The sequence below is a fragment of the Micromonospora sp. BQ32 genome (assembly GCF_059358895.1).
The window spans coordinates 1-26,641 of record NZ_JCADBI010000016.1 but is presented as its reverse complement, the minus strand read 5'-3'; the positions used below and the strand labels follow the sequence as shown (position 1 = coordinate 26,641).

General features: G+C 71.1%; 22 protein-coding genes. 6 read left to right on the top strand and 16 right to left on the bottom strand.

Features of this window, described 5'->3' with window-relative positions; translation table 11 throughout:
- Positions 1-3 precede the first annotated feature (3 nt).
- The 8 genes from AC5L30_RS25830 to AC5L30_RS25795 form a co-directional block, all read right to left on the bottom strand.
- Positions 4-1,131 carry an ABC transporter permease gene (locus AC5L30_RS25830; RefSeq protein ID WP_238661840.1) on the bottom strand — a complete coding sequence of 376 codons (1,128 nt, stop codon included), beginning with the start codon at positions 1,129-1,131 and terminating at the stop codon, positions 4-6.
- The gene (locus tag AC5L30_RS25825; RefSeq protein WP_494870354.1) at positions 1,128-2,636 is read right to left on the bottom strand and encodes a sugar ABC transporter ATP-binding protein; all 1,509 of its coding nucleotides are present in this window, start codon (positions 2,634-2,636) and stop codon (positions 1,128-1,130) included. Before AC5L30_RS25825 ends, AC5L30_RS25830 begins: the two co-directional genes overlap by 4 nt.
- Positions 2,637-2,769: 133 nt before the next feature.
- The gene (locus tag AC5L30_RS25820) at positions 2,770-3,948 is read right to left on the bottom strand and encodes an ROK family protein (protein ID WP_124819665.1); all 1,179 of its coding nucleotides are present in this window, start codon (positions 3,946-3,948) and stop codon (positions 2,770-2,772) included.
- A gap of 287 nt (positions 3,949-4,235) precedes the next feature.
- Positions 4,236-5,255: a YihY/virulence factor BrkB family protein gene (locus AC5L30_RS25815; RefSeq protein ID WP_494870202.1), complete on the bottom strand. Its 1,020-nt coding sequence runs from the start codon at positions 5,253-5,255 to the stop codon at positions 4,236-4,238.
- Positions 5,256-5,319: 64 nt separating this feature from the next.
- Complete coding sequence (locus tag AC5L30_RS25810; protein ID WP_494870201.1) at positions 5,320-6,129, bottom strand: ABC transporter permease; 810 nt, start codon at positions 6,127-6,129, stop codon at positions 5,320-5,322.
- Positions 6,130-6,162: 33 nt separating this feature from the next.
- A complete protein-coding gene (locus tag AC5L30_RS25805) occupies positions 6,163-6,951 on the bottom strand; it encodes an ABC transporter permease (protein ID WP_494870200.1) in 789 nt (262 codons plus the stop codon).
- A gap of 232 nt (positions 6,952-7,183) precedes the next feature.
- Positions 7,184-7,375 (bottom strand): DUF397 domain-containing protein, encoded by a 192-nt coding sequence (locus AC5L30_RS25800; RefSeq protein WP_494870199.1) that lies wholly within the window; start codon positions 7,373-7,375, stop codon positions 7,184-7,186.
- A complete protein-coding gene (locus AC5L30_RS25795) occupies positions 7,366-8,154 on the bottom strand; it encodes a helix-turn-helix domain-containing protein (RefSeq protein WP_494870198.1) in 789 nt (262 codons plus the stop codon). The genes AC5L30_RS25800 and AC5L30_RS25795 overlap by 10 nt, the downstream gene beginning before the upstream one ends.
- A 267-nt stretch (positions 8,155-8,421) precedes the next feature.
- Between AC5L30_RS25795 and AC5L30_RS25790 the strand changes: the two genes are divergently transcribed.
- Complete coding sequence (locus AC5L30_RS25790) at positions 8,422-8,658, top strand: flavin reductase (RefSeq protein WP_494870197.1); 237 nt, start codon at positions 8,422-8,424, stop codon at positions 8,656-8,658.
- Positions 8,659-8,808: 150 nt separating this feature from the next.
- Here AC5L30_RS25790 and AC5L30_RS25785 read toward each other — a convergent pair whose 3' ends face one another.
- Together AC5L30_RS25785 and AC5L30_RS25780 are read right to left on the bottom strand one after the other, a co-directional pair.
- Positions 8,809-9,357 (bottom strand): hypothetical protein, encoded by a 549-nt coding sequence (locus AC5L30_RS25785; RefSeq protein WP_494870196.1) that lies wholly within the window; start codon positions 9,355-9,357, stop codon positions 8,809-8,811.
- A 289-nt stretch (positions 9,358-9,646) separates the two neighbouring features.
- On the bottom strand, positions 9,647-10,579 hold the full coding sequence (locus AC5L30_RS25780) for an ABC transporter ATP-binding protein (protein WP_494870195.1): 933 nt from the start codon (positions 10,577-10,579) through the stop codon (positions 9,647-9,649).
- Between the two features lie 180 nt (positions 10,580-10,759).
- Here AC5L30_RS25780 and AC5L30_RS25775 point away from each other — a divergent pair, with 180 nt between their 5' ends.
- Positions 10,760-13,162, top strand: a complete 2,403-nt coding sequence (locus AC5L30_RS25775) for a TRAP transporter permease (RefSeq protein WP_494870194.1) — start codon at positions 10,760-10,762, stop codon at positions 13,160-13,162.
- Positions 13,159-14,178: a TAXI family TRAP transporter solute-binding subunit gene (locus AC5L30_RS25770; RefSeq protein ID WP_494870193.1), complete on the top strand. Its 1,020-nt coding sequence runs from the start codon at positions 13,159-13,161 to the stop codon at positions 14,176-14,178. The genes AC5L30_RS25775 and AC5L30_RS25770 overlap by 4 nt, the downstream gene beginning before the upstream one ends.
- Positions 14,179-14,187: 9 nt before the next feature.
- Here AC5L30_RS25770 and AC5L30_RS25765 read toward each other — a convergent pair whose 3' ends face one another.
- On the bottom strand, positions 14,188-14,724 hold the full coding sequence (locus tag AC5L30_RS25765) for a hypothetical protein (RefSeq protein ID WP_494870192.1): 537 nt from the start codon (positions 14,722-14,724) through the stop codon (positions 14,188-14,190).
- Positions 14,725-16,605 (bottom strand): DNA primase, encoded by a 1,881-nt coding sequence (gene dnaG, locus AC5L30_RS25760; RefSeq protein WP_494870191.1) that lies wholly within the window; start codon positions 16,603-16,605, stop codon positions 14,725-14,727.
- Positions 16,606-16,740: 135 nt separating this feature from the next.
- Between dnaG and AC5L30_RS25755 the strand changes: the two genes are divergently transcribed.
- Positions 16,741-17,946: a low temperature requirement protein A gene (locus AC5L30_RS25755; RefSeq protein ID WP_494870190.1), complete on the top strand. Its 1,206-nt coding sequence runs from the start codon at positions 16,741-16,743 to the stop codon at positions 17,944-17,946.
- Between the two features lie 7 nt (positions 17,947-17,953).
- On the opposite strand, the gene AC5L30_RS25750 is transcribed toward AC5L30_RS25755, so the two are convergent.
- From AC5L30_RS25750 to AC5L30_RS25740, 3 genes are read right to left on the bottom strand one after another with little or no spacing between them, the layout of a single operon-like run.
- The gene (locus AC5L30_RS25750; protein ID WP_494870189.1) at positions 17,954-18,805 is read right to left on the bottom strand and encodes a siderophore-interacting protein; all 852 of its coding nucleotides are present in this window, start codon (positions 18,803-18,805) and stop codon (positions 17,954-17,956) included.
- Between the two features lie 15 nt (positions 18,806-18,820).
- Entirely contained in the window at positions 18,821-20,092 is a 1,272-nt protein-coding gene (locus AC5L30_RS25745; protein ID WP_494870188.1) for a deoxyguanosinetriphosphate triphosphohydrolase, read from the bottom strand.
- Positions 20,093-20,134: 42 nt separating this feature from the next.
- A complete protein-coding gene (locus AC5L30_RS25740) occupies positions 20,135-20,488 on the bottom strand; it encodes a VOC family protein (RefSeq protein WP_112675786.1) in 354 nt (117 codons plus the stop codon).
- Positions 20,489-20,741: 253 nt separating this feature from the next.
- On the opposite strand from AC5L30_RS25740, the gene AC5L30_RS25735 reads away from it, so the two are divergent.
- Entirely contained in the window at positions 20,742-21,242 is a 501-nt protein-coding gene (locus AC5L30_RS25735) for a roadblock/LC7 domain-containing protein (RefSeq protein ID WP_494870187.1), read from the top strand.
- Positions 21,243-21,284: 42 nt separating this feature from the next.
- On the opposite strand, the gene ppdK is transcribed toward AC5L30_RS25735, so the two are convergent.
- Positions 21,285-24,020: a pyruvate, phosphate dikinase gene (gene ppdK / locus AC5L30_RS25730; RefSeq protein WP_494870186.1), complete on the bottom strand. Its 2,736-nt coding sequence runs from the start codon at positions 24,018-24,020 to the stop codon at positions 21,285-21,287.
- A gap of 362 nt (positions 24,021-24,382) precedes the next feature.
- Between ppdK and AC5L30_RS25725 the strand changes: the two genes are divergently transcribed.
- Positions 24,383-26,005, top strand: coding sequence for a beta-N-acetylhexosaminidase (locus tag AC5L30_RS25725; protein ID WP_494870352.1), 1,623 nt, complete (start codon positions 24,383-24,385; stop codon positions 26,003-26,005).
- Positions 26,006-26,641 lie beyond the last annotated feature (636 nt).

The following is a 26,641-nucleotide window of genomic DNA, read 5'->3' as shown; positions in this document are numbered from 1 at the left end:
GCGTCAGGTTGCGGTGGTGACCCTGTTCCGCGCGAGGAGCCGAGTGACGGACTTGAACTGGAACTGCTGGACCAGGACGGCGGCGACGATGATGCCGCCCTTGACCATGTTCTGCGCCTCGATGGAGAGGCCGTTGATGGCGAAGAGGTTCGTGATCGTGGCGAAGATGATGACGCCGAGCAGCGAGCCGACGATCGTGCCTCGACCACCGCTGAGCAAGGTCCCGCCGATGATCGCCGCGGCGATCGCGTCCAACTCGTACAGGTTGGCCATCGCCGCCTGCGCCGAGGTGGCCTGCGAGGTGAGCATGATGGCGGCGATACCGCAGCAGAGACCGGAGAGCGCGTAGAGCAGCATGGTGTGCCGCCGGACGTTGATACCGGCCAGCCGGGCCGCCTCCGGGTTACCGCCGACGGCGATGGTCCGCCGGCCGAAGGTGGTGCGGTTGAGCACGACCCAGCCGGCCAGCACGACCGCGCCGAGGATGTAGACGAGGATCGGGATCCCGATCACCTTGCGCGCCGCGATGTCGTTGATGAAGGTGCTGCTCGACACCTGGGTCTGCTTGTTGGAGATCGATGCCGCGAGCCCACGCGCGGCCACCAGCATCGCGAGCGTCGCGATGAAGGGGACCAGCCGCCCGTACGAGATGAGCACACCGTTGACGAGGCCGACGCAGATGCCGACCGCGAGGGCGGTGAAGATCATGCCGCCGGCGCCGTAGCTCTGGGTGGCCACCGTGGTGCACCAGACCCCGGCCAGCGCGACGATCGCGCCGACCGACAGGTCGATGCCACCACCGATGATCACGAAGGTCATCCCGACCGTGACCACGCCGACGACCGAGGCCAACTGGAGGATGGCCAGGACGTTGTTCCAGACCCAGTTCGGGTCGCCGTACAGGTCGGGCTTGGTGACCGCGCCGACCACGATGAGCGCGGCCAGCACCCCGATCAGACCGAGGTTGCGCTTGGCGCCGTCGCCACCGTCACCCCGCCACCAGGAGAGCTTGCCCCCGGATCCTGCCTTGTTGCTGGCCACCGCCGTCTCCGCCGGGTCCACCGGCGGCGACTGCGCCGGAAGCTGCGGGCGCTCCGGTGTCGCGGTGGGAGTGGGAGTCGCGTCGCTCATGCCGGTGCGCCTTCCATCAAGGACCCCGCCATCACGAGGTCAAGCACAGTGTTCTCGTCGAGTTCGCCGGCCGCGGCTTCGCGGACGACCCGCCCTTCCCGCATCACCAGCACCCGGTCGGCCAGACCCAGCACCTCGGGCACCTCGCTGGAGACCAGCAGCACCCCCACGCCCTGAGCGGCCAATGCCCGGATGACCTGGTAGAGCTCAGCCCGGGCGCCAACGTCCACGCCCCGGGTCGGCTCGTCGAGAAGCAGCAACTTGGTGCCGCCGAGCAGCCAACGCCCGACCACCACCTTCTGCTGGTTACCGCCGGACAGCGTGCGTACCGGCCGGTCGACGTCCCGGGGCCGCAGCTCCAGGGTCTCCGCGATCCGGTCCGCCTCGGCGCGTTCCTTCGCGGCGTTGGTGAAGCCGAGCCGCGCGTACCGGCCGAAGGTGGCCAGCGTGACGTTGCGGTAGATCGGCTCGCCGAGCAGCAGCGCCTGGCTCTTGCGTTCCTCCGGGGCCATTCCCATGCCGGCGCGAACCGCCGCGCCGACGCCGGGCCGCAGGGCCTTCCCGTCCATCCGCACCGTGCCGGCCTCCGGGAGGCGGGCACCGTAGATCGTCTCCAGCAGTTCGGAACGACCGGAGCCGACCAGCCCCGCGATGCCCACGATCTCCCCGGCACGCACGCTCAGCGACACGTCGGCGAACTCGCCCGCGCGGGTCAACCCCTCCACCTGGAGCAGGTCGGCACCCGCGGAGTCGTCGGTCGGCCGGTCCGGGAAGACGTACTCGATGGTGCGGCCGGTCATCCGGCTCACCAGGTCGCGGGTCGGGGTGTCGCGCGCCGGCAGGTTCGCCGCCGTGGTCCGGCCGTCCTTGAGTACGGTGACCCGGTCGCCGATCTCGCGGATCTCCTCCAACCGGTGGGAGATGTAGATGACGGCGATGCCCTGTGCGGTCAGCTCACGGATGATCCGGAACAGGTTGCCGACCTCGTCGTGGGCCAGCACCGCGCTCGGCTCGTCCATGATGATCAGTCGGGCCTCGTGGGACAGCGCCCGCGCCATGCTGACGATCTGCTTGCCCGCCGCCGGCAGTGACCGGACCATCCGCCCCGGCGGAATCTCACCGTGGCCGAGCCGGCTGAGGATCTGCCGGGTGTGCCGGGCCATCCGGCCGCGCCGGACGAACCCGAAGTTGCGGTACTCGTGCCCGAGGAACGCGTTCTCCGCCACCGACAGGTCCTCGACGAGGTCGAGCTCCTGGTAGATGGTGGCGATGCCCGCCTTCATGGCGGCCTGCGGGTTGGCGAACGTGGCCGGCTCACCGCGCCACTCCACCTGCCCGGAATCCGGTTGGTGCACCCCGGCGAGCACCTTGATGAGGGTGGACTTGCCGGCGCCGTTCTGCCCGAGCAGGCAGTGCACCTCGCCGGCACGCACCTCCAGCTGCACGCCGTCGAGCGCGCGTACGCCGGGGAAGGTCTTCACCAGGTCGGTGAGGCGCAGGACCACCTCGCCCGCGACGGTGTCGGCGGGAGCCTCGACCAGCGGCGCCTCGGCGACGGCCTCGGCCGACGCGGTGGCGGGGTCATCCTCGGGCAGAGCCACAGTCTCCTCCTCGCTCACGACGGAACCTCGAACAGCTTCATGCGGCTTCCCCGAAGGCGACGTCGCTCGCGAGCACCGCCGCGCCGGTGACACCGGCACGGCCGCCCAGCTCGGACAGGACGACGGGAAGGTTGCCGGTGGCCAGCGGCAGTGACCTGCGGTAGACCACACTGCGGATCTCGGCGAGCAGGATGTGGCCCAGCTGGGCCAGCCCGCCGCCGATCACGATCATCGACGGGTTGGTGAAGCTGACCAGGCCGGCGAGCACCCCGCCGACCCGCCGTCCGCCGTCCCGGATCAACTGAATGCAGGTCACGTCGCCCTCGACAGCGCCCTCGGCGACGTCCAGCGCGGTGACGACACCCCGCAGCGCCAGCCGCTCGGCCAGCGCCGGCGACGTCCCGCTGCGGGCGGCGGCTGCGGCGTCCTTGGCCAGCGCGGCGCCGCTGAACAGCGCCTCCAGGCAGCCGACGTTGCCGCAGGAGCACATCGGACCGTGCGAGTCGACCTGAATGTGGCCGATGTCGCCGGCACAGCCGTCGGTGCCCCGGTAGACCTCGCCGGTGAGGTAGATGCCGCACCCGATGCCGGTGCCGATCTTCACGAAGAGGAAGTCGTCCACCGAGTGGGCGACCCCACCATGTCGCTCGCCGATCGCCATGATGTTGACGTCGTTGTCGACCACCGCCGGGCAGCCGTGCTCCCGGCTGAGCAGCTCACGCACCGGGAACCGGTCCCAGCCCGGCATGATCGGTGGTGAGACCGGAACGCCGTCACGGAAGCTGACCGGGCCGGGTACGCCGATGCCGACCGCGTCCAGTCGCTCGTACGCGCCGTCGACCCGGGCCTTGTGCAGCAATTCGTTGACCCGTTGCAGGGTCACCTTCGGGCCGTTGCGGATATCGGCTGCCTCGGCGTAGTGGGCCACCGGTTCGAGGCGGCCGTTGACCACCTCGACGTCCATCGAGCTGGCGCCGAGGTCGACGGCGGCGAAGCGCAGCTTCGGGTTCAGCTCGACAAGCGTCGAGCGACGCCCACCTCGGGATGCGGCGAGCCCGGCCTCGGCCACGTAACCCAGCGTCACCAGGCGATCCAGCTCGGCCAGCATGCGCGGACGCGGCATCTGGAGTCGATCGCCCAGCTCGGCCCGGGACACGGCGCCCTCGTCGCGGAGCAGCCGCAACAGGCGCACGTGCAGGGGGTCGACGGTGCGCACCCGGGTCCCCCTCTTCTTTGGCAGCGTTCACATCGACGCAATGTCGATGTGTTGTGTCCGACACAGTAAGAGCGTTCCACGCCGCCTGTCCAGAGCTTCAGCCGTTCCGAGACCAACTTTTGTCCGAAAGAACAAAAGCTACTAGTCGATCAAGGAAAGGATCACGGAACGCCCGCGTCCCCTCGCCGGCAGTTCCATCGACGGACACGCAATCGCCCCGCCAGCCGATCCTCGGTGGCGGGGCGATTGGCGCGGGGCGGTGGCCGCGGGCGATCAGGGCTGAGCCGTCAGCGACGGCCGGCAGAATTTCGCTTCTTGCGGAGCTTGCGGTCGTCGCGCAGCTCGACGTACGGCTCGTCGTCGACCGAGTGCCCGGCCGAGATGGCGCGGCCCCGCTCCAGCTCGGCGTCGAACTCGGCGCCCAGCAGGATCGCGATGTTGCTCAGCCAGAGCCAGACCAAGAAGATGATCACCCCGGCGAGCGCCCCGTACGTCTTGTTGTACGAACCGAAGTTGCTCACGTAGAAGGCGAACAGGCCGGAGATCACCAGCCAGATCACCACGGCCAGCACGCCACCCGGGCTAACCCAGCGGAAGCCGCCGTGCCGCGCGTTCGGCGAGGCCCAGTAGAGGATCGCGAACATCAGGCTGACCAGGATCAGCAGGACCGGCCACTTGGCGACGTCCCACACCGTGACGGCCGTCGAGCCCAACCCGATCACGTCACCGACCGATTCGGCGAGACGCCCGGTGAAGACCACGATCACCGCGCTGACCAGCAGCAGCACCCCGACCACCGCGGTCACGCCGAGCCGGATCGGGAGCGTCTTCCAGATCGGCCGCCCCTCCGGCACGTCGTAGATGGTGTTGGACGCACGCATGAACGCACCGATGTAGCCGGACGCGGACCAGAACGCGGCCAACAGACCGACGATCGCCGCGATGCTGGCCAGGCCGCCGTTTTGCTGCGCCGTATTGATCGCACCCTCGATGATCTTCTGGATGCTGTCGTTGGGCACCGCCTGGTTGACGGTGTCCTTGACGCCCTCGGTGGCGCTCTCGCCGAGCAGGCCGAGCAGGGAGATCAGCACCAGCAGGCCGGGGAAGATGGACAGCACCCCGTAGTAGGTCAGTGCCGCCGCCCAGTCGGTCAGGCTGTCGTCCTGAAATTCGGTGATCGTCCGGCGCAACGCCGCCTTCCAGCCACTGCCGGGCAGGTCGGTGGGGCTGTCCGGGCCCGCGTCGGGCCCGACCGGCGTGGTGGCGGGATCACGCTCACGCTGGGCGGAAGACTCGTCCGAGGCCATCGCCCCTCCTCCTGATCGGCGGTGTCACCTCCGGACATGCCCCGTCGACGGGCGCGGATAACCCCTATTTGTAGAGCAACCTGCCCATCCGGCGAGAAGCCACCAGCAGGCCGATCGCCACCATCGCCACCAGGTAGACCACGTCGAGCAGCCAGAGCCACCCACCGCCGCCCAGCGCGACCCCCCGGATCAGGTGCACCGCCCGGTACAGCGGAGTGATCTCGACGAGCCAGTGCAGCACTGTCGGATATGCCTGCGCCGGCACGAAGGTGCCGGAGAAGAGGAAGAGCGTGAACTGCGCGGAGCCCATCAGGTCGAAATCCTGCCAGCTGCGCATGAAGGTGGAGATCGCCATGCCGAGCGCCCCGAACGCGAACCCGACCAGCACCGCAGCCGGTAGGGCGGTCAGCGCGCGGGTGACGCTGGTCAACTCCAGCGCGACCATCACCCCGAGGAACGCCGCCGAGTAGGCGCTGCCCCGCAGCATCGCCCAACCCAACTCCCCCACGGCGATCTCGATCGGCCGTACCGGGGTGGCGATCATCCCGTCGTACAGCTTCATGTACTTCATCTTGCCGAAGAAGTTGAAGGTGGTCTCCGCGAGCGCCCCGGTCATCGCCGAGGAGGCGAGCATCGCCGGGGCCACGAACTCGGCGTACGAGACCAACCGCCCGTCGGGCAGCGGCAGGTCGCCGACCAGTGCGCCGACGCCCACCCCGATGGAGAGCAGGTAGAGCAGCGGCTCCACGAAGCCGGAGAGCAGCAGCAGCCAGTAGACCGACTTCAGCGCCGCGACGTTGCGCCCGATCACCGACGCCGACCGCCGGGACGCGGCGGAGACGTCGACCAGCCGGGGCAGGATCAGCGTGATCACGACACCCTCTCTGCTTGCTCTTTGGGTTGCTTTTCAGACGACGAGCTTGCGACGGAACGCGCGCACCGCCAGCAACCAGCCGGCGACCGCCCAGGCGGCCAGGTAGAGCAGGTGCCCGACGACCGACCACTGTGGGGCGACGCCGAGCGTGGCGGCGCGGCACAGGTCCACGGCGTGCCACAACGGCGTCGCGTACGCCAGCCAGCGCAGCGCGTCGGGCAACGACTCGACCGGAAAGAACACCCCGGCGAAGAGCGTCATCGGGATGACCGCGAACCGGAACAGCATCGCCAGCCAACTGTCGCTCGACACCGACGCCGCGTACGCGAAGGTCGGCGCGGCGACGGCCAACCCGAGCAATGCCACCACCGGCAGGGTGGCCACCGCCCACGGCGACCGCAACGCCCCGAACAGCCCGGTGACCAGCAGGAACGCCACGATCGTGGTGAGCACCCGGAACAGCACGAAGGCCAGGTGCCCGGCCACGATGTCACCCACCCGCAGCGGCGACGCACCCTGCGCGAAGTAGGTCTTGACCCACTGGAAGTTACTGAACACCGGCCAGGTCGAGTCGCCGACGGTCACCTGGAGCGCGGTCGAGGCGATCAACCCGGGGACCAGCCAGTCGAGGTAACGCACCCCGCCGACGCCCTGGTCGATGTAGGCGCCGACGCCAAACCCGAAGCCGAGGACGGTCAGCACCGGCAGCAGGAACGAGGAGAACACCCCGGCCCGCCAGGTGCGCCGCAGACCCACCAGGTAGTGCTCGAACACCGCGTACGCCGGCACCCATGGGAACCGCGCCGATCCCGCCACACTCACCCGACCACCCCGCCCGCCGCGCCGGTCACCACGACCTGTCTACCCCCGGGGTACGACAGACCGCCGGTCACCCTATGACGACCCCCGCGACGGTGTCGCCCGGGTTTCGCGGCGTCGCCCGGCCACGGCGTCGCCCTTGATCGACTCGGCTTCCTGAAAGTCGGGGTGTCAGAGCCACCCCGATGCCGCGACTTCCTGAAAGTCGAGTGGATCTAAGCGGCGTGGCCGCTAGCTACCGGCCAACGGCGTCGGACTCGACGAATGCGCGCCACGCGTCGGGCGGGAAGACCAGCGCGGGGCCGATCGGGTCCTTGGAGTCGCGCACGGCCACCAGCCCGGGCAGGTTGCTGGCAACCTCCACACAGTTGCCGCCGCTGCCGTTGCTGCGGGTGCTCTTGCGCCACCGGGCGCCGGTCAGCTCCATGTCTCCGCCACTTCCGCGATCAGGTCGAGGGACTGCTGCTGCGATAGTGCCTCACCCCGGATCGACTCCCACACCTCGACCATCTGCCGGACGTACTCGGACCGGTCGATCACCTGCCCGTGGCGCTGCCCGTCCAGGTAGACGACGTCCTCACCGGTGGCGGCGGTGGCGATCACGAAGGGACCATCGAGCCCAGCGTACGCACCGGCCGACAGCGGCACGACCTGGATTCGGACCCGGGGCAGGGCCGAGCCGAGCTTCACCAGGTGACGCAACTGCTCGCGCATCACCTCCGGCCCGCCGACGCGGCGGCGCAGCGCGTACTCGTCGACGACCAGGCTGAGTAGCGGTGGCCGGTCCCGGGTGAGCACGCCCTGTCGGTCGAGCCGGGCGGTCACCTGCTGCTCGACCTCGTCCGTCGCGAAGAGCCCGGCGCCGGCCAGGATGGCGCGGGCGTAACCCTCGGTCTGCACCAGACCCGGCACGTAGAGCGGCTCGAACGAGCGCAGCGCGGTGGTCTCCTGCTCGATGCCGGCCCAGTCGCGGAACCACGGCACCACGGCCTCCCGGCTGATCCGCCGCTGGATGCGTTCGAACCGACCGTCGGCTGAGAACACGGCGTCACACCGGCGGGCGAAGTCCAGACTCGGCCGGCGCTCGGATGTCTCCACCTTGGCGACCAGCGCCCCGGAATAGCTCAACGCCTCGGCCAGCGCCGTCTGTGACATCCCGTTGGCGGCTCGGGCCAGCCGCAGCTCCTCGGCGAAGTGCTCCAGCATGGACGAACTCTCCACGGACAACCCCCGTACATTCCCGTACCGTGCCGGGCCGATCGCCGTACGCGCTGGTCGTCGGCGTGCGGAACCTCCCACCGTAGTCGGCTTCTCACCAGACTGTCACGCAGCGGAACCGCTCACGGGATCAGACGGCGGGCGGAACCAGGCCGGAAGCGCCCCGTGACCCCCGATCCGGGGCGCTCCCCACCCACCCGATGGAGGTTCCCCCGTGCGACTCACCTGGTCGACTCATGACGGTGGCGGGCGCTGATGCCCCGGTACCGCCCACACGTGGCGGCCCGCCCGTCCTGGCGCTGCCGGGTCTGCGGCGCGGCGTGGCCCTGCTCGCCGGCCCGCCTGGCGTTGCTCGGCGAGTACCGCGAGGACCGGATCGGCCTGCTCATCTACCTCGCCACGGTGCTCTACGAGGCGGCCGGGGACCTCGCCGGCCAGGCCGGTCACGACCGACTGAGCGACCGATTCATCACCTGGGCCAGATCCCGTTGAGCGATGATCGTTGGCAGCTCGGCAGCTCGACACACGGGAACGGTTGCTGCTGAGCTGCCAACGATCGGATGGTTGAACCGTCAATGGTCGGACCGGGTGCTCGGTGGCCGGGCCGAGGTGTCGACGGGCGGGCAGCCCCGACCTCGGCGGCTACGCCGGTCGGGCCGGCCGGTACCCGCGGACCAGCGCCTGCACGGCGTACCCGAGCAGCAGCACTCCCGCGCCGGCGCCGACCACCAGACCGGCGGAGACCGCCGAGGCGAGGCCGGTGACGAGGCCCGCCGCCGCCACCAGGCACAGCGCGGCACCGAGTGGACGCAGCAACGGATCCCGCAGGAGCGGGGCGAGCGGGAAGAAGTGCAGACCGACCACCAGGCAGACCAGCACCGGGACGTACTCGGACCAGCCGGCGGCGACCAGCACGGCGGCACCCAGCCCGGCGGCGGCGAATTCGGCGACGACGATGAGCAGGTACGGGCGATCGGCTGCCCGGTCACGAGGGCTGCCGCTCCCCTGGAGTCGGGCCGACAGCACACCGCCCGCCACAGCGGTGAGCAGTGCGACGATGCTGCCCACCACGAGCAGGGCACGCAGCGGTTGCTCCGCCGCCGGCACACTGAACCAGACCATCGCGAAGATGCCCAGGTAGAGGGCGGTGAGCCCGGCCTGACGTCGGTTGGCGGTCACCAGATCAGACATGAAACTCCCCCGGGTTACGACAGACCGCCGGTCACCCTACGACGGCCCCGTCGCCTTTGTCGCCCGCGTTCCACCGCGTCGTCCGGAGCCCCGCCCGAGGCCCGGCGCTGCCGGCTCCCGGCCACCTCGCCCTGAGTCCCGACCGCTTGATCGACTCGGGTTTCAGGAAATCGGGCGGTCCGCGCGGCCGCAACACCCCGACTTTCAGGAAGTCGAGTGGATCTTCGTGGGTGTGGGGCGGTTTGCCGGAAATGTCACGGGCGGACCCGCCAACGCCACTCGCCGACGGTCAGTCGACCAGGGTGCGGCCGGTCAGGTGCAGGAAGACGTCCTCCAGGCCGCTGCGCCGGACCAGCACGTTCGCCGGATTGAGCCCCAAAGCGCTGACCTCGGCGACCGCCGCGTCGCCGTCGGGCACGTAGAGCAGGACCCGGTCGGGCAACACCTCGACCCGCTCCCCCAGCCCGTCGAGCTTGCCGGCGAACGGCTCCTGCGACTCGGCGGCGAAGCGCAGCTCGACCATCTCGCGGGTCGAGTGCTGCTCGATCAACGCCCGGGGCGAGCCCTCCGCGACGATGCGCCCGCCGTCCATCACCACCAGCCGGTCGCAGAGCTGCTCGGCCTCGTCCATGTAGTGCGTGGTGAGCACCAGCGTGACGCCCTGCTGCTTGAGCCGGAACAGCCGCTCCCACACCAGGTGCCGGGCCTGCGGGTCCAGCCCGGTGGTCGGCTCGTCGAGCAGCACGATCTCCGGATCGTTGACCAGCGCGCGGGCGATGGTCAACCGACGCTTCATGCCACCGGAGAGCGGCTCGACCTTGCTATCGGCCCGCTCGGTGAGCTGGACGAAGTCGAGCAGCTCGGCGGCGCGCTCCCGAGCCGCCCGACGGGAGATGCCGAAGTAGCGGGCGTAGACGGTCAGGTTTTCCCGGACGGTCAGCTCCGGGTCGAGATTGTCCAGTTGGGGGCACACCCCGAGGCGCGCCCGGATCGCCGGCCCGTCAGCCACCGGATCCATGTCGAGGATGCGCAGCTCACCCCCGCTCGGTGGGGAGATGCAGCCGACCATCCGCATGGTGGACGACTTACCCGCGCCGTTGGGACCGAGGAAGCCGAACGCCTCACCCGGGCGCACCTCGACATCGATGCCGTCCACGGCGGTGAAATCGCCGAACCGCTTCACCAACCCGCGAGCCTGAATCAGTGGTCGCCCCGAAGTCACCGCCCGACCCTAACCGCCGGGTCCGACAGCCCTCCACGCAAATACACGCCGCGTGCAGGGACGTGCGACGCGAGAGGTGCGGGGCGGCGACGCCCGCGACCCGCCGGTCACCCCGAGCACGGGCGACGAAACGCCGATCGATGCCCCACCCGTCAGCCAATCGACGTGTATCGTCCTTCCGTGTCACCCATCAGCGCGCCCGATGGTTCGTCGTCACCTGCCCGACCAGCCAACTCTCCCGCCGATGGGTCCGCAGCGAGCCCCGACGGCGGGCCACCCCGACCACGACCGGAAGCCGAGCCTGCGGAGCCCGGCGGGGCCCAAGCGCCCACCACCACCACCCTCGCGACCGAGCCCGACCAGACCAGGCCCGACGCGCGCAAGCCCGCCCAGACCCGGCCCAACGCAAACGAGGCCGACCCGGGCCAGGCCGATCCCGGCAAGCCCGAACCGAGCGGGCCGAGCGTCGCCGAGCCGGCGACCCGGGACCTGGCCGCCCAGTTCGAGGACGAGAAGCCCGGACGGGTGCTCACCGGGCCGGCGGGTCTGCTCCTCACCACGGCGGCGCTGGCGGTCGGCGCTCTCGCCCTGTGGCAGGTGTTCCGCCCCCTGTCGCAGGGCAGCAAGTACTACCTGATCATCTTCCTGACCGGCGTACTCCCGCTGGTCTTCCTCGCCTACCCGGCCGACCTGCGGCTGCCGGCCCGCCTACGCGCCCGGCGACCACGCACCAACCGCGCCGAGGGCACCGAGAGCGACAGCGACAGGCGCACCCCGGCACTGGCGTCGACGGGGCCCACAGTGGTCGACTGGGTTCTGGTCGCCCTGGCGGTCGGGGCCTGTCTCTATCCCGTCCTGCCGATCCAGATCGGCAGCGGTGGCGGCGGCTACAACGCGTTCCTCGACCGGCAGGGCCTGCTGGCGCCGACGGACCTGGTGCTGGGCACCGTCCTGCTGCTCCTGCTACTCGAAGCGTGTCGACGTACCACCGGTTGGATCCTGCCCGCGGTCTGCCTGTTGTTCCTCGGCTACGGCTACTACGGCGGGTTGCTGCCACAGTCCTGGCCGGTCGCGCACGCCGGGCTCGACTTCAGTCAACTGGTCGACGCGTTCTACAACTCCGACAGCGGCTTCTACGGCACGCCACTGGACGTGGCCGCCTCGTACATCGTGCTGTTCACCATCTATGGCGCGGCGCTGGAGCTGTCCGGGGCCGGGCGGTTCTTCGTCGAGCTGTCGGCCGCGGCGTTCCGGCGCTCGCGTACCGCCGCCGGCCGGACGGCGGTGGCCTCCGGCTTCCTGCTCGGCACCGTCTCCGGCTCCGGCGCGGCGACGACGGTGAGCATCGGCGCGGTCACCTGGCCGCTGCTGCGCCGCGCCGGCTACCCGCCGGAGCGGGCCGGCGGCATGTTGGCCGCGGCCGGGGTGGGCGCCATCCTCTCCCCACCCACCCTGGGTGCGGCGGCGTTCATCATCGCCGAGTACCTGGGCGTCTCGTACCTCCAGGTGCTGGGCTGGGCAACGGTGCCGACGGTGCTCTACTACCTCGGCATCCTGCTCGCCGTGGAGATCGACGCCCGCCGCTCCGGCGTACGCCCCGTGGTGATCGACGTCGGCTCACCCTGGCGTCTGCTGGCCCGGTTCGGCTACCACTTCGCCTCGCTGATCGCCATCATCGTGTTCCTCGCGATCGGCATGTCCGCGACGAGAGCTGTCGTCTTCGCCATTGTGCTCACCGTCGCGTTGTCGTTCCTGGCCCCCAGGAACGACCGCGCGCACCGGCTTACCCCGGGCCGGCTGGTGACCGCACTCGTCACCGGCGTACGCGGCGTCCTCGCCGTCACCGCGGTCTGCGCCGCCGCCGGCATCATCACGGCGACCACCACGAAGACCGGTCTCGGGCCGCAGGTGGCGGCGCTGCTGATCGGTGGGGCGCAGGCGGTCACCTCGGACCCGACGCTGGTGCTGGTGCTCACCGCGCTGCTCGCCGCCGTCGCGCTCAGCCTGCTGGGCCTGGCCGTGCCGGTCACCGCGTCGTTCGTGATCGGTTGGGTGATCGTCGGTCCGGCTCTGCTCGACCTGGGCGTCACCGCGCCGGCGGCGGCGATGTTCGTCTTCTACTTCGCGGTGCTGTCCGAGGTGTCCCCACCGACCGCGCTCGCCGCGGTGGCCGCCGCCGCGGTCACCGGCGGCCGGCTGGTGCCGACCATGTGGCAGACCCTGCGGTACGCGCTGCCGGCATACCTGACCCCGATCGCGTTCGTCATCACGCCGGCCGGGCTCGGTCTGCTCGGCATCGGTGGCGTCCAGCGGATCGCCTTCGCCGCCGCGGTCACCGCGCTCAGCGTGGCGGTGCTCGCCGTCGCCGCCGGCGGCTGGCTGCCCGGTGTGGGCCCGGCCGGCACCCCGGAGCGGGTGCTGGGCGCCCTCGCCGGCGTCACCCTGCTCTGGCTCGAACCCGTGCCGGTCACGGTCGGCGCGGCGCTGGCCGCCGTCGCGGCGGCGGGTGTGTTCATTCGACGCGGATCCGCCAGCCGGCCATCGTCCGGATCACCAGCCAATCCTGTGGAGGAACAACTGTGAGACGAATCGACGTACGGCTCGCGGCGGGCCTGAGCGTGCTCGCCCTCGTCACGGTCGGCACCGCGGGTTGCGGGGGTCAGCAGGGCGGCGCGGCCAAGGACGACGCGGCCAGCGAGGTCACCTGCGAGGTGACCCGGGAGACCCGCGTCGGCATCGCCACCGGCAACGCGACGGGCGTCTACTACGTGGTCGGCAACGCCCTGGCCGGGCAGTTGTCCGGGGCGACCGGCGGCAAGCTCACCGGCACCGCCGCAGAGACCGGCGCCTCGGTGCAGAACGTCGAGCAACTGGTCGGTGGCCAGTACGACGTGGCGTTCTCGCTGTTCGACACGGCGGTCAACGCGGTCGAGGGCAAGGGCAGCTTCACCGCGCCGCAGCCGGTGGAGGCGCTGGCCCGCATCTACGACAACTACACCCAGGTGGTGGTCCGCAACGACTCCGGGATCACCTCGGTGGCCGACATGCGGGGCAAGCGGATCTCCACCGGTTCACCGAAGTCGGGCACGGAGGTGATCGCCAACCGGCTGTTGGAGGCCGCCGGCCTTGACCCGGCCAAGGACATCCGGGCCCAGCGGCTGGACCTGACCAAGACGGTCGAGGGGATCAAGGACGGCAGCGTCGACGGCTTCTTCTGGTCCGGCGGTCTGCCCACCGGGGGCCTCACCGACCTGTTCACCACCGCCGGCGGCTCGGTGAAGTTCGTCGACATCTCGCCGTTGCTGCCGAAGATGGCCGCGCTGAGCCCCGGCTACCAGGAAGGCACGATCGGCCGGGACGCGTACAAGACGGCGGCCGACACCCCGACGATCGTCGTACCCAACGTGTTGTTGGTCCGTAAGGACCTGGACGCCAACGTGGCCTGCGCGATCACCCGGACGGTGTTCGACAAGCGCGACGCGCTGGCCCAGGCGAACCCGGCAGCCAAAGGGATCTCGCTGGAAAAGGCCCGCAGGACCCTGCCGGTGCCGCTGCACCGCGGCGCCGAGAAGGCGTTGAAGGACCTGGGCGCGAACTGACCCGGCCGGTCAGGTGTCGGCCGGCGCGGTGGCGGCGCGGGCCACGCCGACCAGCCGGTCGGTCTCGGTGAGCAGGGCCTCGTCGTCCGCCGGAGTGCCGGGGTCGAGTCGGACCGTCCAGGTCAGACCGTCGACCCCGGCCACGCGCCGGGCCGCGACCCGCGCCGCGCCGCCGGGCACCGGCTGATGCTCGGTGTACGCGACCGAGCGGGTCACCCGCGCGCGCACCTGGTGCGGCAGCTCCCCCGGGTCGAGCAGCAGGTACGTCTCGGCCGGACCGTCGGCGACCACCGTGTAGCCGTCCCGCTCGGCGACGGGCTCGGCGGGGGTGACGGTCAGCTCCCGGCCGGACCAGACCGCCTTGAGGATGGCGTGCCAACCGAGCCGGTGCCCGCGACCGGGCAGCCACATCCCGAGGTTGGTGGCGACCACCACCCCGTCGCCCTCGCCGTTACCGGCGGCGGCCCAGGCCAACACCCGCTCGTCGGCGGTCAGTGGCGGCCGGTCGGCCGGCGGCAGCTTGGGCTTGCGGCTGAACAGTCCCATCTAGAGGCCTCCCGCAGCCTGCTCGCGCAGCGCCCGGGCGTGCTGCTCCAGGGACAGCAGCTCACCGAACGCGGCGAAGTACTCGTCCTTGTTGTTCACCGGGTTGATCCGCTGGATGCGTGACTTGAGGTCGCGGACCCGGGCGGTCACCGACCCGAACTGCACTCGGGCCATGGTGATCGACACGTAGCGCGGGTCCGGTTCGCCGTCGATCCGCAGTGGTTCGACGGCCAACTCACCGACCAGCGCCGCGGCTGCCAGGTCCTCGCAGGCGTCGCGGACCGACTCGATCCAGACCGCGCCGCCGGTCGCCGACGCGGCACCACCGGCCGCCGCGATGGCCGTACGCACCGCGACGTGCACCGGGTGGCGGTATTCGGTGGCCTCGACCGCGTCGAACATCGGCCCGGCCAGGACCGGTTGCTGGAGGGCGAGTTTGAGCGCCTCCCGCTCGACCATCGACTGCGGGCTGTCCACCGCCGGCTCCGGGCGGGCCGAGGTCGGTCGGGCGGCGGGGGCGGCGTCGCGGGTGCCGGGCGGCGGGGTGTTGCCGGCGGCGAGCACCGCCCGCTGCACCGGCTCGATCTCCATGCCGAGGTCCATGGCGAGCTTGCGGACGTACTCCGGGCGCTTCTCCCGGTCCTTGAGGCGCGCGACCAGCGGCGCGGCGTGCCGCATGGCCTCGACCCGACCGTCGACCGTGTCCAGGTCGAAGCGGCTGATCACGTGTCGCAGCGCGAAGTCGACGAGCGGCTCGCGGCGGGCGACCAGGTCACGCACCGCCAGGTCGCCCTTGGCCAGCCGCAGGTCGCACGGGTCCATGTTGTCCGGGCTGACCGCGATGAAGGTGCGCCCGACGAAGCGCTGATCGTCCTCGAAGGCGCGCAGCGCGGCCTTCTGCCCGGCGGCGTCGCCATCGAAGGTGAAGATGATCTCGCCGGCCACCTCGTCGCTGTCGAACAGGAGCCGACGCAGGACCGAGATGTGGTCCGCGGCGAAGGCGGTGCCGCAGGTCGCCACCGCCGTGGTCACCCCGGCCAGGTGGCAGGCCATCACGTCGGTGTAACCCTCGACGATCACCGCCCGACCCTGCTTGGCGATCTCCCGCTTGGCCTGGTCGATGCCGTAGAGCACGTGCGACTTCTTGTAGATCGGCGTCTCGGGGGTGTTCAGGTACTTCGGGCCGTCGTCGTCGTCGAAGAGCTTGCGCGCGCCGAAGCCGATCACGTCGCCGGCGAGGTCGCGGATCGGCCAGAGCAGCCGGCGGCGGAACCGGTCGATCAGGCTGCCGGAGCGGGCCTCCCGGGACAGCCCGGCGGTGACCAGCTCCTGGTGGGTGAAGCCCTGCTGGCGCAGGTGCTTGGTGAGCAGGTCCCAACCGTCCGGCGCGAAGCCACAGCCGTAACGCTCGGCGGCGGCCCGGTCGAAGCCCCGTCGCGCCAGAAACTCCCGTGCCGGCCGGGCGCCGGCGGTTGTCAGTTGCCCACGGTAGAACTCGACGGCGGCGGCGTGCGCGGCGACCAGGCGCTGCCGCTGGCCCTGCTGCGGGCGAGGGCGCGGGGCGCTCTTGTCGTCCTCGATGTAACGCAGTTGGATGCCGGCGCGGCCGGCGAGCCGCTCGACGGACTCCACGAAGCTGAGGTGGTCGGCGTCCATCAGGAACTTGATCGCGTCGCCGCCGGCCCCGCAGCCGAAGCAGTACCAGACGTTGCGGGCCGGGGACACGTTGAACGACGGGCTCTTCTCGTCGTGGAACGGGCACAGGCCCTTGAGGTTGCCGCCGCCGGCGGACTTCAGGGTGACCGTCTCGGAGATCACATCCCCGATCGAGGTGCGTTCCCGGACCAGTGCGATGTCCTCGTCCCGGATCCGCCCAGCCATGCGCCACCCCCTCGCCGTACATCCTGCCCTGCCGGACCGACGACACGCCGGCCGGGGGACGCCGGTGTGGCGGCGGCCGCTGCCGGCTGGCCGGTTCCGGCCCGCACGCCGGGTTCGCACGGGGACCATGACCAGATGCGCAGGGTACGGACCGACGTCCCCCGCCTGCCCAGATGGCTGGCCGGTCGGATCGGGCTGAGCGGACAGGCCCCGCCGGCAGACGAGGCCGGACACCGCCACGCCACCTGGTTGGAGCTCTTCCTCGACGTCATCTTCGTGTACGCGCTGGCGGCGGTGGCGGCCCGGCTGGGCGTCGACCCGACCCCGACCCCGCGCGCCGTGCTGGCCGTGATCGGGCTCTTCGTGGTGATCCAGTGGGCCTGGGTGGGTCAGGTCTTCTACGACACCCGGTTCGACCCGGACGACGCGCTGCACCGGGTGCTGGTGCTCTTCGCGTTGGTCGGCGCGGGGGCGATGACACTCGGCGTCGACGAGGTGCCGGAGAGCGTGCTTCTACCGGTCGGGTACCTGATCGTGCGGGGGGTGCTGCTCCTGCTGTACCTGCGCGCCTGGCCGACCAGCCCGATGGCCCGCCTGGTGACGACGATCTACCTGATCGGCTTCGGGGCGGGTTGGCTGATCTGGCTGGTGTCGCTGACCACGCCCACCCGACAGCGCCCGGTGCTCTGGGTGGTCGCGATGGTCATCGAACTGGCCACGCCCTGGGTCGGTACGCGCTGGCTCAACCGCTGGCCGGTGGACAACCGGCACCTGCCGGAACGGATCGGCCAGTTCACGATCATCGTGCTGGGTAGCGCGCTGGCCAGCCTGCTCTTCGCGGTGCCCGACCACCCCCCACCCCACATGATCCTCACCGCCGGGTTGGCCTTCCTCATCCCGGCGGCCGTCTGGTGGGTCTACACCACCTTCGTCACCACCCGACTGACCCAGAGCCGGCTGCGGGGTGGGCAGGCGTACAGCTACCTGCACATTCCGCTCGGCGGTGCGCTGTTGCTGCTCGGCTGGGCGCTCGGGCAGGTGGTCCGGTTGGTCGACGCCGACGCGCCGCGGCTGCCGTTGGAGCTGCGGCTGCTGCTGGCCGCCTCGATGGTGATGTGGACGGTATGCGGCCTGGCCCTGTATTGGCTGTGGACCCGGCCGAGTCTCGCCCGGCTGGCGATCGCCGCCTACGGGGTGGTCTCGGTCAGCGTGATCACCACGACGGTGCATGAGCCGAAACTGATGCTGGCGCTGCTCGCTGTGGCGGTCGTCGGATACGCCGTGCTGCTCAGCCGTCGACTCGCCGGGGCCAGCGAGTCGAACCGGACGCCCGAGGGGTGAGCGGCGCTCAGGCCGCCGCCGCAGCCGGCTCCGGGAGGGCGACCTCCTCGGCCGCCACCTGCTGGTTCCAGTCGGCCTTGGTGGAGCGCCAGCCCTCGTCGTCCATGCCGCGCCGCCAGTAGCCGGAGATGGAGAGCCGATCGAGGGGTACGCCCCGCTCGCCACGCAGCAGCCGGCGCAGCTCCCGGACGAAGGCGGCCTCACCGTGCACGAACGCGTGCACCTGACCAGCCGGGAACTCCAACGCCCGCACCGCGGCGACCAGCGCCTCGCCCACCGGGCGCTCACCGCGATGCAGCCAGGTCAACTCGACCGCCCCGGCGCTGAGCAGCTTCTGCTCCTCCGCCGGGTCGGCGATCTCCACGAAGACGTGGGCCGGGGCACCCACCGGCAGGCGCTCCAGGGCGGCCGCGATGGCCGGCAGGGCGCTCTCGTCACCGACCAGCAGATGCCAGTCCGCGTCCGGGTTCGGGGCGTACGCGCCGCCGGGGCCGACGAAGTGCACCGGATCACCGGGGCGCAGCGCGGCGGCCCACGGGCCGGCCAACCCCTCGTCGCCGTGGTGCACCACGTCGACGGTCAGCTCCCCGGCCAGCGGATCCCAGCGCCGCACCGTGTACGCGCGCAGCCGGGGCCACTGCTCCCGGGGCAGGTCCCGGCGGATCGCGGCGAGGTCCCACGGCTGCGGGTACGCGACACCCGGCTGTGGGAACACCACCTTGATGTAGTGGTCGGTGAACTCGCCCACCGGCAGGCCAGCCAGTTCGTCCCCGCCGAGGACGAGCCGGATCAGGTGCGGGGTGGGCCGCTCGGTGCGCAGCACCCGGGCCGAGGTGACGTTCCTGGGGCGTTCCGTCATATCAGTTAGGTTAGCCTAAGCTGGCTCGTGGTCAGTCAGGGGTGCGCCATTGCCGACCAGGCGGGTGTGCCAGGTCACCGCCGCCGGGTCGGTGAGCGAGGCGACCTGGTCGATCACCACCCGCAGTCTGGCCCTGTCGTCCGGGGCGGCCCGCCACATCGGGGCGAAGATCGGGTCGAGCCCCTCCGGGGCGCGCCGGACCAGCGCGGCGACCAACTCGGCCAGCATCGTCCGCTGCCGCTCGTAGCGGCCCCGGAAGCCACTGCGACGCATCACGTACCGGAGCGCGATGCCCTTGAGCAGGGCGCACTGCGCCCGGACCAGTCGGGGCACCACCAGGTCCGCGCCGTAGCGCCGGTGCGGGCCCGGACCGAAGCGCTCCTCCGTGGCAGCCACCGCCGCCGACACGAACAGCCCGGTCACCCCGCTGGTGGTGGCCTTCAGCGCGACCTGCGCGCGATGGCTGCCGTCGTACCCCGCGAACGGGGCGAGCAGCGGACCGGCCAGCAGATCGACAAGCACCTCGGCCAGGTCGGTGGCGGACTCCCCGGAGTAGGCGGCGGCCACGTCGGCACAGAGCGCGGCCCGCTCGTCGGCGTCGGTGAGCAGCGGGTGCAGCGTCACATAGCCACCGTGGATGCCGTCCTCCACGTCGTGCACCGAGTACGCGACGTCGTCGGCCCAGTCCATCACCTGGGCCTCCAGGCAACGCCGGTCACCGGGTGCGCCGGCCCGGATCCAGTCGAAGACGGCCGCGTCGTCGGCGTACACCCCGAACTTGCGCTCCCCCGGCCGACGCGGCCACGGGTACTTGCCGATCGCGTCCAGCGACGCCCGGGTCAGGTTCAGCCCGGCGGACGAGCCGTCCGGGGCGAGCACCTTCGCCTCCAGCCGGGTCAACACCCGCAAGGTCTGCGCGTTGCCCTCGAAGCCGCCGCACGGCGTGGCGAGCAGATCCAGCGCAGCCTCGCCGTTGTGCCCGAACGGCGGGTGCCCGAGGTCGTGCGCGAGCCCCGCGACATCCACCACGTCCGGGTCGCAGCCCAACCGGGCACCCATCTCCCGGGCGATCTGGGCCACCTCCAGCGAGTGGGTCAGCCGCGTACGCAGGAAGTCGTCGGTGCCGGCGGTGTGCACCTGGGTCTTGGTGGCCAGCCGGCGAAACGCCGCCGAGTGCAGCACCCGGGCCCGGTCGCGCTCGTACGGCGACCGGCGATGCCCGGTGTCCTTGGGCGGCTCCTCGACCAACCGCGCGTCCGCCGCCCCCGACTCACTCCTCGCGCTCACAAGGCCCCTGTTGTTCGCGACTGCGGGGCTCGCAAGACCGGCTCACTCCTCGCGCTCACGGAGAACGCAGAACTCGTTGCCTTCCGGGTCGGCCAGCACCGTCCACTCCACGTCGCCCTGACCGATGTCGACGTGCCGGGCACCCATGTCGACCAGGCGCTCGACCTCGGCCTCCTGATTGGCCGGGCGCAGGTCGAGGTGCAGCCGGTTCTTACGCTCCTTGCCCTCGGCCACCGGGCCGAAGAACAGGGCGGGCAGCTGGTCCGGGGACTGGCGGATCTCCACGCCGCTCGGCGTCTCGGTGACGACCTGATAGCCGAGCGCCTCGGCCCACCAACGGGCCAGTCGGGCCGGATCGCGGGCGTCGACAGTCAGGCTCTCCCAGACACTGGTCATGCAGTCACCTCTTCCCGTTCGACGCGGCGCCCAATCGGCCGTGTGCGAGCGAGCCAAGATTACGCCCGCCCCCACTGCTCGACCCGCTCACGACGCATCGACGAAGGGCACACAACCACCGATTGGCCCGCAGTTGCCAACCGATCGCCGAGGGTTACGGGCTCGCGGCCGAAAGTCGCCACCGGTAGCGTTCCCAGCGCGGAACGTGACCAGCCGACTGACACGCAGAGCCGACCGGTGAGGGGTAACGCTCGTGAACGCAGACACGGTGATGGGAACGGAGCTACGCGGGCTGCGCCGGCGCCGACCCGACATCGCCGGCACGGTGCTGGCGGGCACCGACGGCCTGCTCATCTCCAGCGACCTGCCCAGTACCGACGCCACCCATCTCGCCGCGCTCGCCGCCGCCAGTTTCGGGCTCGGTCACCGGGTGGCCGACACCGTCCGTCAGGGTGAGTTCCGGGAGTCGGTCGTGTGCACCACCGCCGGTTGCGTGGTCACCTACCCGGCCGGTCGCAGCGCCCTGCTGACCCTCGTCACCGTGTCCGAGGCGGCGGATCTGGAGGCGCTGCACGAGGAGGCACGGGCGGTGGCCCGTCGGGCGGGATCGTTCCTGGACGTTCGCGGCGGAGGCGTCGGCGCGGCCTCCGTGCCGGACGCGCACGCCCCGCTGGCCACGCGTACCCCGATGGCGACCCTGCCGGCGCAGTTGCGCCGCTCGGCCCGACCCACCTGGCGTCGCCCGCCGATCTGAGCGCCGGCGGCGGCCGGGTGACCAGGCCGCCGCCGACGTGCGTCAGCGGCTGTCCGACCCGCCGCTCTCCACGACCGCCCGCCCGGCCTCCAGCCGGGCCACCGGCACCCGGAACGGCGAGCAGGACACGTAGTCCAGGCCGACCTCGTGGAAGAAGTGCACCGAGTCGGGGTCGCCACCGTGCTCACCGCAGATGCCGAGCTTGAGCCCGGGCCGGGCCGCCCGCCCCTCCTCGGCGGCGATCCGCACCAGCCGACCGACGCCGTCACGGTCGATCGACTCGAACGGCGAGATGCCGAAGATGCCCAACTCCAGGTAGCGCCAGAAGAACGCGCCCTCCACGTCGTCGCGGGAGAAGCCCCAGCCCATCTGGGTCAGGTCGTTGGTGCCGAAGGAGAAGAACTCCGCGGCCTCGGCGATCTGCCCGGCGGTCAACGCCGCCCGGGGCACCTCGATCATGGTGCCGATCAGCACCTCGACGCCGCTGTCCCCGACCACCTCGGCAATGATCTTCTCGGCCTCGGCGCGGACCGTCTCCAGCTCCTGCACCGCCCCGACCAGCGGCACCATGATCTCCGGCTTCGCCACGCCCCCGTTACGGGCGCAACTGACCGCCGCCTCGGCGATGGCCCGGACCTGCATCGCGAACAGGCCGGGGATGACCAGGCCGAGGCGGACGCCCCGCAGCCCGAGCATCGGGTTCTCCTCGTGCATCCGCCGGACGGCGGCGAGCAGCGCCTCCTCCTTGGCCACGTCCTCGCCGCGCTCCTGTGCGACGGCCACGTTGACGGCGAGCTGCTCCAGCGGCGGCAGGAACTCGTGCAACGGCGGGTCGATGAGGCGGACGGTGACCGGCAGGCCGTCCATCTCGCGGAAGATCTCCTCGAAGTCGGCCCGCTGCAACGGCAGCAGCGCCGCCAGGGCGGCCTCCCGCTCGCCCGGGGCCCGGGCCAGGATCAGCCGCTCGACCAGCTCCCGCCGGTCGCCGAGGAACATGTGCTCGGTGCGGCACAGCCCGATGCCCTCGGCACCGAAGCGCCGGGCCCGGGCGGCGTCCGCACCGGTGTCGGCGTTCGTGCGGACCGCGAGCCGCCGCTTCCCGTCGGCGTGCGTCATGATCCGGTGTACGGCCCGGACCAGCGCGTTGTCGATGTGCTCGGGGTCGAGGCTGCCCTCGAAGTACTGCACGACCTCGGAGGGCATGACCGGCACCTCGCCGAGGTAGACCTTGCCGGTGGTGCCGTCGATGGACACCACATCGCCCTCGGTGACGGTCTGCCCGGCCACGGTGAACCGCTTCGCCGGCACGTTCACCTCGATCTCGTCAGCGCCGGAGACGCAGGTCTTGCCCATCCCCCGGGCCACCACCGCGGCGTGGCTGGTCTTGCCACCGCGCGAGGTGAGGATGCCCTTCGCGGCGATCATTCCGTTCAGGTCGTCCGGGTTGGTCTCCCGGCGCACCAGGATCACCGACTCCCCCTCGGCGGCCAGCTCGACGGCCCGGGCGGAGGTGAAGACCACCGTGCCGGACGCCGCGCCGGGCGAGGCGCCGATGCCCTTGGCGACCGGCTGGAACTCGTGGTCGAGCTGGAAGCGCGGGAACATCAGCTGGGCCAGTTGCGCGCCGTTGACCCGGTGCAGCGCCTCGTCCAGGTCGATCAGACCCTCGTCGACCAGTTGCCCGGCGATGACGAACGCGGCGGCGGCGGTCCGCTTGCCGACGCGGGTCTGCAACATCCACAGCTTGCCGCGTTCGATGGTGAACTCGATGTCGCACAGGTCCTTGTAGTGCTCCTCCAGCCGGGCCATGATGCCTAGCAGTTCGTCGTAGGAGGATTTGTCGAGCTGCTCCAACTCCTGCAACGGCACGGTGTTGCGGATGCCGGCGACCACGTCCTCACCCTGGGCATTGGCCAGGTAGTCGCCGTAGATGCCCTGCGCGCCGCTGGCCGGGTCACGGGTGAACGCGACCCCGGTGCCGGAGTCGGGCCCGAGGTTGCCGAAGACCATGGTCACCACGTTGACCGCGGTGCCGAGGTCGGCCGGGATCCGCTCCTGGCGGCGGTAGAGCACCGCGCGCTCGGCGTTCCACGACTCGAAGACCGCCCGGATGGCCAGGTCGAGCTGTTCGCGTGGCTGCTGCGGGAACTCCCGACCGGTGTGCTTCAAGAAGATCTTCTTGTACGCGTCGACCAGCCCACGCAGGTCGTCGGCGTCCAGATCCAGGTCGTTGTGGGTGCCCTTGGCGTGCTTGGCCTCGTCGAGCGCGTGCTCGAACTCCTCGCCCGGCACCTCGCAGACGGTCTTGCCGAACATCTGGATGAGTCGGCGGTAGGAGTCCCAGGCGAACCGGTCCGCGCCGCCGGAGGCGGCCTGGCCAGCCGAGCCTCCCGCCTGTCGTGCGAGTCCTTCCACGCTCTGGTCGTTGAGACCGACGTTGAGGACGGTCTCCATCATGCCGGGCATGGAGAACTTGGCACCGGAGCGGACGGACACCAGCAGTGGGTCCTGCGGGTCGCCGAGGCGCTTGCCCATCGCGCGCTCCAGCGCTTCCAGGTGCGCCTCGATCTGACCGGCGAGCCCGTCCGGCTCCCGTCCCGTCGCGAGGTACGCCTGGCATGCCTCGGTGGTGATGGTGAAGCCGGGCGGAACGGGCAGGCCCAGGTTGGTCATCTCGGCGAGGTTCGCCCCCTTGCCGCCGAGCAGGTCCTTGAGATCCTTGTTGCCTTCGGAGAAGTCGTAGACGTACTTGTGATCGACGGTCTCTTGCGCTGCCACCAGAGCCTCCACAACACACGCGCCGGATTGACACTTAACGAAGGTTCAGTTTTCTTCTTCCCCGGGACGGACCGCCGGTAATCCCGGGGTCAACGTCGATCGGTGCGCGAAGGTTAAGCGAACATCGAGTGACCTGGGACCGTTCGGTGACAATTGGCACAGCCATCACGACTATCCGTGTTCGTACCGGTTTTTGGGAACGCTTCCATGCGCACCATCACGCATCCCGGTCGAGCGTCGTACGCTTGACGCCACGCCAGCCGGTGAACCTCACTTTTGCCATAACCGACGCGAATACACCCCTCGGAGTCGCCGCCGTGTCGACCACCCCCTCCCCCGGCCCCACCGCCGTCCCCGCGCCGCTGTCGGCAGGGGAACCGGACGCGGCCACGCTGGCCCGCGCGGCCGAGCAGACTGCGGGCGCGTTGCTCGCCCCGGCGGCCCCGCACCGGCTGGCCGACGTGGTGCCCGCCCCACAGCAGGTCCAGCCGGACCCGACCGCCGACTGGGTGCTGTCGGCCGACGCGGTCATCGTGTCCAGCGCCAACCAGGCCGCGGTGGCCGTCGCCGAGCAGCTCGCCCAGCTCCTGCGCCCGGCCACCGGCTACCCGCTGCCGGTCACCGACGCCACCACGCCGGAGCCCGCCGGTGGCATCGCGCTGGTGCTCGACGACAGCGCCGACCTCGGCGCGGAGGGCTACCGACTCGACATCACCACCGACGGGGTACGCGTCACCGCCACCACCGCCACCGGCCTCTTCTACGGCGTACAGACGCTGCGCCAGCTGTTGCCGGCGGCGATCGAGAGCCCGACCCCGGTCACCGAACGCTGGGCGCTGCCCGGCGGGACCATCACCGACGCGCCCCGGTACCCCTACCGGGGCGCGATGCTCGACGTCGCGCGGCACTTCTTCGCCGTCGAGGACGTGCTGCGGGTGGTCGACCACCTGGCCCGCTACAAGCTCAACCACCTGCACCTGCACCTCACCGACGACCAGGGTTGGCGGATCGCCGTCGACTCCTGGCCGAAGCTGACCGCCGTCGGCGGGACGACCGAGGTCGGCGGCGGCCCCGGCGGGCACTACACGAAGGCCGACTACCAGCGGATCGTCTCCTACGCGGCCACCCGCCACATCACCGTCGTACCGGAGATCGACCTCCCGGGGCACACCAACTCGGCGCTGGTCGCGTACCCCGAGCTGGCACCGGACAAGATCGCGCCGCCGCCGTACACCGGCACCGAGGTCGGCTTCAGCTACGTCGACCCCGCCGACGAGCGGACGTACGACTTCGTCGCCGACGTGTTGGGCGAGGTCGCCGCGCTCACCCCCGGCCCCTGGCTGCACATCGGCGGCGACGAGGCGTTCAAGGTGAAGGGCGAGGTCTACACCGGTTTCGTCGAGCGGGTCCAGCGCATCGTGGCCGACCTCGGCAAGACCGTCGTCGGCTGGCACCAGCTCGCGCCCGCCGCCCACCTCGACGGGCGGGTCCTCCAGTGGTGGGGCACGAACGGCGAAGACCCCACCACCGTCGACGCCGTACGACGAGGCGCCCGATTGATCGTCTCCCCTGGCAACCACGCCTACCTGGACATGAAGTACGCCCCGGACACCCCGATCGGACACGACTGGGCCGGCCTCATCGACGTACAAAAGGCCTACGACTGGGATCCCGGTACGCACGTCGCCGGCGTGCCCGCCGAGGCTGTGCTCGGTGTGGAGGCCCCGCTCTGGACCGAATCGGTCACCTCGCTGGCCGACATCGAACTCCTGCTCCTGCCCCGCCTCCCGGCCATCGCCGAACTGGGCTGGTCTCCCCGGTCAAGCCACGACTGGGCCGGCTTCCGCGACCGACTGGCCGGCCAGGGCCCGCGCTGGACGACCGCCGGGATCACCTTCCACCGCGCGCCCGAGATCCCCTGGTCGACCACACCGACCATTCCGACACAGCGCACCATGCCCCAAACCGACACCGCCACGCCCTGATCCCCGCCTCGAACCGGTCTGCCCGGCGTTCCGGCCGGCCGGGCCGGCGCGCTCCGGGCCGGCCGGTCCGTTCGGGCCGGCGCTCCGGGCCGGCCGGTCCGTTCGGGGCCGCCGCTCCGGGCCGGCCGGTCCGCTCCGCTCCGGTCCGCATGGCCCCTACCCCTGCGCCGACCCGGGTCGTGGTGCGCCAACGCCGCAGAACGGCATGATCCACTCGGCTTTCATGAAGTCGGGCTATCCCCGGCCGCTGGACACCGCGACTTTCAGGAACCCGAGTCGATCACGCCGCCGCGCCGGTTCGCATATGGCACGTGGGCCCTCGAGTAGGACCAGTCCACGTGGCGCCCTGCCCCTGAGTTGGCCCGGTCGGCGCGCGAACCGCGCAAACCGGCATGATCCACTCGGGTTTCATGATGTCGGGGTATCCCCGGCGCCCAGACACCGCGTTTTCAAGGAACCCGAGTGGATCAAGCCGTCGTGGCCGCGGTGTCCGCTTTGCCAAGGAGACGGGTGGCCGGTTTAGCCGGGGGTGTCGGGTGGTCGGGGCCACCCCGGCGGCGGAATCGGCGGCCGGGTCGGGTCGTTATACCTGGCAGACCACCGCGACTCCCCCCGGTCGTGGGATGCGGCAGCCGC